Genomic DNA, 9,565 nt, shown 5'->3' on the forward strand with positions numbered 1-9,565 from the left:
CTCCTGGTAGAACGGGGCGCAGGTGATGATAGAGGCTCGTCGATGACGATGAGCGGATGGCTATCGCCAGCCTGCGCCCGGATAAAAACGGCATGGGTGTTCTGAGACTGGCGGCGTGCCCAGCAAGGCACGTCGGAGTATATGGGGGACGCTGGAGCGCCGGCCGGTCAATGTGGCCACTGCTCCAGCAGGATCGCCACGAATTTTTCCGCGGCCGGCGACAGCGATGCGCCGCGGCGGTACACCAGGCCCAGGGTGCGGTTGACCACCGGCTCGGTCAGCGGAACGCTGACCAGGGTCGGGTGATCGGCGGCGGGCATGGCCAGGCTTGGCATCGCCGAAACCCCGAGCCCGGCCTCGACCATGCCCAGCGACGTGGACAGGTGCTGCACTTCGTAGAACCACTGGGGCCGCCAGCTCAAGCCGGACAGGGCATGGTCCAGCAGCATGCGGTTGCCGCTCAGGCGGCCAACGCCGATCAAGCGATAGTCGCTGAGTTGCGACCAGGTCACCGAACGGCGTCCGGCCAGTTCGTGGTCGCGCCGGCAGGCCAGAACAAAGGGTTCGTTGACCAGTGGCACGAACTCGATGTCCGGGTGCTGGCCGCTCATCATGTTGATGCCGAAATCCGCTTCGCCGCGCAGCACCGCTTCAAGGCCCTCGTTGGCACTGAGGTCGAGCAGGCGGATGCGAATTTTCGGGTAGCGCTGGTTGTACAGGCGGATCACCGACGGCAGGAAGTAGAAGGCCGCCGTGGGGATACAGGCCAGGGTCACCTGACCGATCTGGCGTTCCGCCAGCTCACGGATGTTGAGGATCGAATCGTCGAAGTCATCCAGCAGGCGGCGGGCCTTGGGCAGGAAGTCGCGGCCGACGCTGGTCAGGCTGACCTTGCGCGTGGTGCGATCGAGGAGGGCGGTGCCCAGCCCCTCTTCGAGCTTTTTCATGCGCCGGCTCAGGGCCGGTTGGGACAGGTGCAAGGCGTCTGCCGCTTCGTGGAAACTCCCCAGTTCGGCGATTTTCACGAAAGATCTAATGTCCTGGAGCTCATATTCCATGCGGGCTTCTCAAGGCGGGAGTCGGGTGGGGCGCTGGCGGACACGATATTTGACTCATGCGTTGAACGCAATAATCTCTCTGATATTTGCATTGGAAACACATTTTAATCCCTGACACTCTTGTGCCCAGAACATCAATTACCTCGATTGATCAACAAGAGTCAGTATTCATGCAACGAATTCCTTGTGTGTTGATGCGCGGCGGCACCTCCAAAGGGCCGTTTTTCCTGGCCTGGGATCTGCCGGTGGCAGTGGCCGAGCGTGATGAACTGTTGCTCAACCTGATGGGCTCCGGTCACGAACTGGAAATCGACGGCATCGGCGGTGGTAGCCCGCAAACCAGCAAGGTGGCGATCGTCAGTCCGTCGCTGCACCCGGATGCGGATGTCGATTACCTGTTCGTCCAGGTCATGGTGTCGCAGCGGCGGGTCGATACCGCGCCCAACTGCGGCAACATGCTGTGCGCTGTCGGGCCTTTCGCCATCGAGCAGGGGCTGGTCAAAGCCAAGGGGGCACAGACCCAGGTGCGGATTCGCAACCTCAACACCGGCACATTGATCAATGCCCAGGTCCAGACCCCCGATGGCAAGGTCAGCTACGAAGGCGACACCACCATTGACGGCGTACCGGGCAGCGCGGCGCCGGTAGCCCTGACCTTTCTCGATGCCGCCGGGAGCAAGACCGGCCAATTGTTCCCCACCGGCCAGCCTCGGGACTTGATAGACGGCATCGCGGTGACTTGCATCGACATGGCCATGCCCATGGTGCTGGTGCAGGCGGCCTGCCTGGGCAAGCGCGGTGATGAAACCCCCGCCGAACTGGACGCCGATAGCGACTTCCTCCAGCGCCTGGAGAGCTTGCGGCTCAAGGCCGGCCTGGCCATGGGGCTGGGTGATGTCAGCGACAAAGTGATTCCCAAGCCGGTGCTGGTGTCCCGGGCCCGGGCGGGGGGCACCCTGGCGGTGCGCTATTTCATGCCCCACAACTGCCATCGGGCCCTGGCCATCACCGGTTCCATCGGCCTGGCTACCGCCTGTGTCACCGCTGGCAGCGTGGTGGCCGAGATGCTGGGCGGGGTCAGTGAACCGCGCCTGCATCAGGTCCGTATCGAACACCCCAGCGGGGCGATAGATGTCGTATTGTCCTACAGCGGAACAAACCCCGAAACCATCCGTGCTTCGGTGGTTCGGACCGCACGCCGGTTGTTTTCCGGGTATGTCTACGCGCCTGCTTCACAACGTCTTGCCGGTTAGTCGACGCGCTGTCGATCTTGATTGCATCAGTACAATTCTAAAAATGGGTGATGCCATGAAAGTAGTTAAATCGCTCTACTTCCAGATCCTCTGCGCGGTGTGCCTCGGGGTACTGGTGGGACACTTCTGGGCCCAGCAAGCCATTGCCTTGAAGCCGCTGGGCGACGCCTTCATCAAGCTGATCAAAATGATGATCGCTCCCGTGGTGTTCTGCACCATCGTCACCGGTATTGCCGGCATGAACGACAAGCGTTCCCTGGGCCGCCTGCTGAGCAAGACCCTGCTGTTGTTCCTGGGCCTGACGCTGATCAGCCTGTTCATCGGCCTGGCGGCGGTCTACCTGTTCCAGCCCGGCGCGGGGATGAACATCGACCCCACCCGGCTGAACACCCAGGGCTTGTCGCAGTACACCGAGTCGGCGGCCAAGCTGGGGGTGGTGGAGTTCTTCATGCACATCATCCCCGAGACCTTCATTGGCGCCTTCAACAAAGGCGAGGTACTGCCGGTGCTGTTTATCGCGGTGCTGTGCGGGTTTGCCCTGTCGTCCCTGGGCGAGCGCGGCAAGCCGGTGCTGGAGGTGCTGGAATCGGCCTCGCAGATGGTGTTCAAGATTTTTTCCTACCTGATGCGTTTTGCCCCCGTCGGCGCCTTCGGCGCCCTGGCCTTTACCGTGGGCCAGTACGGCATCACCTCCCTGGGCGCCCTGGCCAAACTGATCATGACCCTGTATGTCGCCTGCGGCTTCTTTGTCTTCGTGGTCCTGGGGGGCATTTGCCGGGCAAACGGCTTCAGCCTGTGGAAGCTGCTGCGCTACCTGCGTGAAGAGTTCCTGGTGGTGCTTGGCACCTCGTCCACGGAGCCGGTGATGCCGCGGATGCTGGAAAAGCTCCAGGCCCTGGGCTGCCGCAAGAGCGTGGTGGGGCTGGTGCTGCCCACCGGCTATTCGTTCAACCTCGACGGTACGGCGATCTACCTGTCCCTGGCGGCGATCTTCATTGCCCAGGCGTGCAACATCGAGCTGAGTGCCGGTCAGGTCGTCACCATGCTGGCAATCATGCTGCTGTCGTCCAAGGGCGCCGCCGGGGTGACCGGCAGCGGTTTCGTGGCCCTGGCCTCGACCCTGACGGTGATTCATGACATTCCCCTGGCGGGCCTGGCGTTGCTGATCGGCATCGATCGCTTCATGTCCGAGGCCCGGGCCTTGACCAGCCTGGCCAGCAACGCCGTGGCAACCGTGGTGATCGCCCTCTCGGAGCAGGCCTGCGACCGCCAGGTGCTGTTGCGCACGCTCAATGGCCAGCCGCTTGCGGCCCAGGCCGCTGCCGCCGATGACACCCCGGTGGCCGCCCTGGCGAGCAAGCTCGGCTAGACCGGCCGGCTGCACCGCTTTACCCCACGTACCGACTCAACACCTGTGCCGGGCGCCCTTGATCGGGGGCGTCCGGTGCTCGGGTGGCCGTGCGCCCGCGCGCCGGCCACGCTCACCATAAAAACAAGAGAATCGACTTATGCTCGCTTTACTCGGCCTTGCCATGGTGGTGGTCTTCACCGTCCTGATCATGACCAAACGCCTGTCGCCCATCGTCGCGCTGACGCTGGTGCCCATCGTCTTCGCGGTGCTCGGCGGGTTTGCCGGCACCACCGGCAAGATGATGCTCGACGGCCTGAAAATGGTCGCGCCATCGGCGGCGCTGTTGCTGTTCGCCATTCTGTTCTTCGGCTTGATGATCGATTCGGGGCTGTTCGACCCGCTGATCCGCAAGATTCTCAAGCGGGTCAATGGCGACCCGACCAAGATCGCCATGGGCACCGCACTGCTGTCGCTGGTGGTGGCCCTGGACGGTGACGGCACCACCACCTACATGATCACCTGCGCGGCGATGCTGCCGTTGTACAAGCGCATCGGCATGAACCCGATGATCCTCGCCACCATTGCCATGCTGTCGTTGAGCATCATGAGTGGCATGACCCCCTGGGGCGGGCCGGCAACCCGAGCTATCGCCGCCCTGGGCCTGGATGCCGGCGAGTACTTCGTGCCGCTGCTGCCGACCATGATCGGCGGCGCCGCCTGGGTGGTATTCACCGCCTACCTGCTGGGCCGGGCCGAACGCAAGCGCATCGGCAATACCCAGCTGCAAAGCGGCGGTGGCGACTGCTACATCAAGGCCATTCTCGAAGACACCCCGCACAAGCGGCCCAGGCTGGCCTACGTCAACCTGCTGCTGCTAATGGTGGTGATGACCGCGCTGGTGCTGGGCCTGATGCACTCGGCGGTGCTGTTCCTGATCGGTTTTGTCCTGGCCTTGATGATCAACTATCCGCGGTTGGAGGTGCAGAAGGAGCGCATTCTCGCCCATTCAGGCAATGCCATGACCGTGGTACTGCTGGTGTTTGCCGCAGGGATCTTCGCTGGCATTTTCTCCGGCACCAAGATGGTCGACGCCCTGGCACAGACCCTGGTGGACTGGATTCCGCCGTCCTGGGGCCACCTGTTCCCGCTGGTGGTGGCGCTGACCAGCATGCCGCTGACCTTTGTCCTGTCCAACGATGCCTACTACTTCGGTGTGGTGCCGATCCTGGCCAACGCGGCGGCGGCCTATGGCATTTCTCCCCTGGAAATCGCCCGCGCCTCGATCCTCGGCCAGCCGGTGCACCTGATGAGCCCGCTGGTGGCCTCGACCTTGCTGCTGGTGGGCATGGTGGATCGCGACATCGGCGACTTCCAGAAAGCCACGGTGAAGTGGGCCGTGCTGACCTCTCTGGTGATTACCGCCCTGGCCTTGCTGACCGGCGCCCTGACCCTGTTCGCCTGACTCGTTCAAAACCCTCTTTGGTTGCCTGGCGCGCCTGCTGGCGGGGCGCCTGGCGACCTGCGCCTTGAATAACAACAACGAGAAGTACCCCATGAGCCATTTGCTGATCCGCGCAATGCTTGTTCCCGGTTTGAGCCTGTTGTCCCTGAGCCTGGTCCAGGCCGCGGGTTTCATCGACGACAGCAGCCTCAAGCTGCAATTGCGCAACGTCTATTTCAATGAAAACTTCCGCGACGAACACGGCCTCGGCGCCAAGGCTGCGCGCACGGCCAAGAGCGAGCGCACCGAATGGGCCCAGGGTTTGCTGCTCGACTATCAGTCCGGCTTCACCCCCGGCACCCTGGGGTTCGGGGTCGATGCCCTGGGGCTGTGGGGCGTGCGCCTCGATTCCGGCAAGGGCCACAGTGGCACGGGGCTGCTGCCGGTGCACGACGATGGGCGCGCCGCAGGCGAATTCGCCAGTGCCGGCGCCACGGCCAAGGTGCGGCTGGCCAAGACCACGCTCAAGTACGGCACCCTGCTGCCCAAGACCCCGGTACTGGTCTACAACGATGCCCGGCTGTTGCCGCAGACCTACCAGGGCACCCAGCTCACCAGCACCGACATCGATGGCCTGAGCTTGACCGGCGGCTATCTGCAGCGCTTCAAACTGCGCGACTCCACCGACAGCGTGGGGCTGGTGCCCGACGGCTACAGTGGCGGCCAGTCCGGGGACTTCCGCTATGGCGGGGGCGAATACAAATGGAGCAAGACCCTGCGCCTGAGCTATTTCCATGGCGAGCTCGAGAACTTCTATCGGCAGGACTTTGTCGGCCTGCAACATGACCTGGCGCTGGGGCCGGGGACCTTGACCAGCGACCTGCGCTACTTCCGCAGTGCCGATTCAGGCGCGGCGTTCGACGGCAAGATCGCCAACCGCCTGTTCAGCGGCCAGCTGACCTACGCGATCGCCGGGCATTCCCTTGGCGGCGGCTACCAGCGCCTCAGTGGCGATGCCGGGCTTCCCTATATCAGCGGCGCCACGGTCTACTCCTTCAGTAATGCCGGGATCGGCAAGTTCATCGAGGAGGGCGAGAGGACCTGGATGCTCGGCTATGGCTACAACTTCGCCAGCCTGGGTGTTCCCGGCCTGACCTTCAGCTCCCGCTACCTGAGCGGCAATGACGGCAAGTCCGGCACCCGCGTCGATGAGTGGGAGCGCGACAGCGAACTGGCCTATGTGCTCCAGCAGGGCTCGTTCAAAGGGCTGGGAGTGAAGCTGCGCAATTACGTGTATCGCTCCGACTACTCACGTGGGCGCGACAGCAACCGCCTCTACATCACTTACGACATTGCCCTCTGGTAGCGCATTTACAGCGGCTTGAAGCGTCCATCCCACTGCGGATCCAGGCGCCGTATGCGCTCGGCCAGGGGCGGGTGAACTGCACGGCCGAGGCGTCGGCGAGGAATTCGCACTGGCGGTCGATGGCAGCCTTGATCAGGTTGCCCAGCGGGGTGCCGAGCGAGCCCAGGACCAGCAGGGCCAGCCACGATGATTGCCAAGCCCGGGTAATTCTGCGAAAAAGCCGCCGCGGCCCCGCACCGGGGCGATGGTTGAAGGATGAGCACGCATGAGTGATGAGTTGCAGGTAATCGATATCCAGCTGGGCGACGGCAAGGCCGTGGTCAAGGGCGCCCTGATCACCACCCAGTACCGCGGATTCCTGGAGGACGGCAGCAGCTTCGATTCTTCCTATGATCGCGGCAAGCCGTTCCAGTGCGTGATCGGCACTGGGCGCGTGATCAAGGGCTGGGACCAGGGCCTGATGGGCATGCGGGTCGGCGGCAAGCGCAAGCTGCTGGTGCCGGCGCACCTGGGGTATGGCGAGCGTGCCGTGGGCTCGATCCCGGCCAACGCCAACCTGGTGTTCGAGATCGAACTGCTGGAAGTGCTGACCCGCGATGACTGATCCAGAACGCGCGGTCCTGCCGGCGAACAAGGCCTGCCCCGTGGTGTTGCGCCAGGGCGCAGGCCTGGAAATCCTGGCTTTTCGGCACCCATTGGCTGGCCTGCAACTGGTCAAGGGCAGCATCGAGGCGGGCGAGGCGTCGGCCGCGGCGGCGGTCCGCGAACTGGCGGAAGAGGCTGGGGTCCAGGGCATCGCGGTGCGCCCGCTGGGCATCTGGCAGTCCGGCTTCCCTGGCCAGGTCTGGGCCTTCCATGAATGCCGGGTGGTCCAGGCGCTGGCCGAATCCTGGAGCCACCGTTGTGGCGATGACGGCGGCCATGAGTTCAGCTTCTTCTGGCATCCCCTGGCCGAGGCGCCCTCGGAACAATGGCATCCGCTGTTCCAGCAGGCCCTGGCCTACCTGGGCGAACGCCTGCTGCGGCGCTGAGCTGCGGCTTCACTGGCCCAGGCGGTACTGGTTGTTGCCGCTGCGCTTGGCCTCGTACATCGCCAGGTCGGCCACGTGCAGCAGTTGGTCCATGCGTGCCCCGTGGTCGGGAAACACCGCGACCCCCAGGCTGCTGCCCACGCTGTGCCGGCGGTCGTCGACCTCCACCGGCGGCGCCAGCTGGCTGAAAATCTTCTCGCCAATGCGCCCGGCTTCCTCGGCCAGGTCCAGCGCCGGCGACAAGCCTTCGAGAATCACCACGAATTCGTCGCCGCCGATCCGGGCCACGGTATCGCTGCTGCGCAGCACGCCTTGCAGGCGCTGGGCGGTGACGCTCAGTACGCGGTCGCCGATGGCGTGGCCGTACTGGTCGTTGATCGCCTTGAAGCCATTGAGGTCGACGAACACCAGGGCCACCCGAGTCTGGTCCAGGCGCGCCTGTTCCAGGGCTCGCGACAGGCGCTGTTCGAGCATCAGGCGGTTGGGCAGGCCGGTCAGCGGATCGAAGTGCGCCAGGCGCTGCAACTGGCGGGTGGAAACCTTCTCGTCGGTGATATCGCGTACCACCCCCATCATCTTCACCGTGGCGTTGTGCCCGTTACGCACCACGTTGCCGGTCTCGCGCAGCCAGTGGATGCTGCCGTCGGGCCAGATCACCCGGTATTCCTCATCGTGGTTGTCGCCGGTGCGCAGGCAATGGAGCTCGCCGGCGCGCACCCGCTCGCGGTCCTCGGGGTGCACGCAAGAGCAGAACAGTTCGTAGGAGGGCACCACCTCGCCGACCTTGAAGCCGAACATGCCGTAGATGGCTTCCGACCAGTACAGGTGCTGGGTATCGACCTCCCAGTCCCAGGTGCCGATCCGTGCGAAGTACTGGCTGCGCTCGAAGCGTTCCACGGTATCGGGCCGGCCCTGGCCGAGTTCCCGGTAGGCCCGCAACTGGGCCTGGGCCAGCCGTTCGCGGCGCAACAGCCAGAGCACCAGCAGGGCCAGCAGCGAGGTCAGGCAGAGCAGTGACCAGACGGCAATCATCGGATGCTGGGCAACATGGAAGAGAGGGTCCTGAAGGAGGGATGGCACTTGGCTATGTTAATCCACGCCGTATGACGAACAGCAGCTTTTTCTGTCGGGCCATGCCGTTGGTCGGCGGCCCCCCGGGAGGCCAAAGGTTTGCGGCGATAGCGTCTTGCGCAACGGCCGATCCGGGCGCAGCATGCTCGCCATATAGGTATAGGGGGTATAGGTATGTCGCACACCCAGGCGCAGAAGGACCAGTTGCTCAAGCGCGTCCGGCGCATTCTCGGCCAGGTCCAGGCCATCGAACGGGCCCTGCAGGACGGTGCCGAATGCGCCACGACCCTGCATCTGGTGGCCGCCACCCGGGGCGCGATGAACGGTTTGCTGGACGAGATCATCGAGGCCCACGCCCTGGAACATGTGGCTCATCCCGGGCTCAGCGATGCCGAGCGGGCCAAGGGTGTGGATGAACTGCTGCAAGCCATTCGCCGTTATGCCAAGTAGGAGCCCATGATGAACCTGTCGCAACAGGCCGCGAGCCTGGCCCATGAGCACCGGTTCCTCGGTGCCGATCACGATGCCAATGCCCGGCGCACCTTGTGGGTGGTGGTGCTGACGGTGGTGATGATGGTGGGGGAAATCCTCGCCGGTTATCTCACCGGTTCCATGGCGTTGCTGGCCGACGGGCTGCATATGGCGACCCATGCCGGGGCCCTGGGGATTGCGGCGGCGGCCTATGGCTTTGCCCGGCGCAATGCCGGCAACCGCCGATTCAGCTTCGGCACCGGCAAGGTCGGTGACCTGGCGGGTTTCGCTTCGGCGATCATCCTTGGCCTGATGGCCCTGGGTATCGCCGGCGAGTCGCTGGTGCGTTTGTTCCAGCCGGCCAGCGTGGCCTTTGCCGAAGCCACGCTGATTGCCGTAGTGGGGTTGGCGGTGAACATCCTCAGCGCCTGGTTGCTGGGGGCCGGGCATGGCCACCACGGCCATGCCCACGGGCACCACCATGATCACGAACATCACGAACATCACGAACATCACGAACATC

General features: G+C 64.2%; 10 protein-coding genes. 8 read left to right on the top strand and 2 right to left on the bottom strand.

The features are described from left to right. Nucleotides 1-167: 167 nt before the first annotated feature. Nucleotides 168-1,058: a LysR family transcriptional regulator gene (locus H7A76_RS20995; protein WP_185700273.1), complete on the bottom strand. Its 891-nt coding sequence runs from the start codon at nucleotides 1,056-1,058 to the stop codon at nucleotides 168-170. Nucleotides 1,059-1,228: 170 nt separating this feature from the next. On the opposite strand from H7A76_RS20995, the gene H7A76_RS21000 reads away from it, so the two are divergent. From H7A76_RS21000 to H7A76_RS21025, 6 genes are all read left to right on the top strand, one after another. Beyond that, a complete protein-coding gene (locus tag H7A76_RS21000; RefSeq protein WP_185700274.1) occupies nucleotides 1,229-2,311 on the top strand; it encodes a 4-oxalomesaconate tautomerase in 1,083 nt (360 codons plus the stop codon). Nucleotides 2,312-2,354: 43 nt separating this feature from the next. Further along, entirely contained in the window at nucleotides 2,355-3,680 is a 1,326-nt protein-coding gene (dctA, locus tag H7A76_RS21005) for a C4-dicarboxylate transporter DctA (protein ID WP_185700275.1), read from the top strand. A 139-nt stretch (nucleotides 3,681-3,819) separates the two neighbouring features. Then, nucleotides 3,820-5,124 carry a CitMHS family transporter gene (locus tag H7A76_RS21010; protein ID WP_185700276.1) on the top strand — a complete coding sequence of 435 codons (1,305 nt, stop codon included), beginning with the start codon at nucleotides 3,820-3,822 and terminating at the stop codon, nucleotides 5,122-5,124. A gap of 91 nt (nucleotides 5,125-5,215) precedes the next feature. After that, a complete protein-coding gene (locus H7A76_RS21015; protein ID WP_185700277.1) occupies nucleotides 5,216-6,469 on the top strand; it encodes an OprD family porin in 1,254 nt (417 codons plus the stop codon). Nucleotides 6,470-6,734: 265 nt separating this feature from the next. Beyond that, a complete protein-coding gene (locus tag H7A76_RS21020) occupies nucleotides 6,735-7,073 on the top strand; it encodes an FKBP-type peptidyl-prolyl cis-trans isomerase (protein WP_185700278.1) in 339 nt (112 codons plus the stop codon). Between the two features lie 16 nt (nucleotides 7,074-7,089). Continuing rightward, complete coding sequence (locus H7A76_RS21025; RefSeq protein WP_185700289.1) at nucleotides 7,090-7,500, top strand: NUDIX hydrolase; 411 nt, start codon at nucleotides 7,090-7,092, stop codon at nucleotides 7,498-7,500. Between the two features lie 9 nt (nucleotides 7,501-7,509). Here H7A76_RS21025 and H7A76_RS21030 read toward each other — a convergent pair whose 3' ends face one another. After that, entirely contained in the window at nucleotides 7,510-8,532 is a 1,023-nt protein-coding gene (locus H7A76_RS21030; protein ID WP_185700288.1) for a sensor domain-containing diguanylate cyclase, read from the bottom strand. Between the two features lie 213 nt (nucleotides 8,533-8,745). Here H7A76_RS21030 and H7A76_RS21035 point away from each other — a divergent pair, with 213 nt between their 5' ends. Further along, nucleotides 8,746-9,021 (top strand): metal/formaldehyde-sensitive transcriptional repressor, encoded by a 276-nt coding sequence (locus tag H7A76_RS21035; RefSeq protein ID WP_185700279.1) that lies wholly within the window; start codon nucleotides 8,746-8,748, stop codon nucleotides 9,019-9,021. Between the two features lie 9 nt (nucleotides 9,022-9,030). Further along, the coding region (dmeF, locus tag H7A76_RS21040) for a CDF family Co(II)/Ni(II) efflux transporter DmeF (RefSeq protein WP_185700280.1) at nucleotides 9,031-9,565 on the top strand (535 nt) is incomplete at its 3' end.

The organism is Pseudomonas sp. MSSRFD41, from assembly GCF_014230245.1.
GTDB classification, from domain to species: Bacteria; Pseudomonadota; Gammaproteobacteria; order Pseudomonadales; family Pseudomonadaceae; genus Aquipseudomonas; species Aquipseudomonas piscis.

Coding starts and splice junctions, on each gene's coding strand:
- H7A76_RS21030 (WP_185700288.1), bottom strand. CDS start 8,532: ATGATTGCCGTCTGGTCACTGCTCTGCCTGACCTCGCTGCTGGCCCTG.
- dctA (WP_185700275.1), top strand. CDS start 2,355: ATGGGTGATGCCATGAAAGTAGTTAAATCGCTCTACTTCCAGATCCTC.
- H7A76_RS21015 (WP_185700277.1), top strand. CDS start 5,216: ATGAGCCATTTGCTGATCCGCGCAATGCTTGTTCCCGGTTTGAGCCTG.
- H7A76_RS21010 (WP_185700276.1), top strand. CDS start 3,820: ATGCTCGCTTTACTCGGCCTTGCCATGGTGGTGGTCTTCACCGTCCTG.
- H7A76_RS21020 (WP_185700278.1), top strand. CDS start 6,735: ATGAGTGATGAGTTGCAGGTAATCGATATCCAGCTGGGCGACGGCAAG.
- H7A76_RS20995 (WP_185700273.1), bottom strand. CDS start 1,058: ATGGAATATGAGCTCCAGGACATTAGATCTTTCGTGAAAATCGCCGAA.
- H7A76_RS21035 (WP_185700279.1), top strand. CDS start 8,746: ATGTCGCACACCCAGGCGCAGAAGGACCAGTTGCTCAAGCGCGTCCGG.
- H7A76_RS21000 (WP_185700274.1), top strand. CDS start 1,229: ATGCAACGAATTCCTTGTGTGTTGATGCGCGGCGGCACCTCCAAAGGG.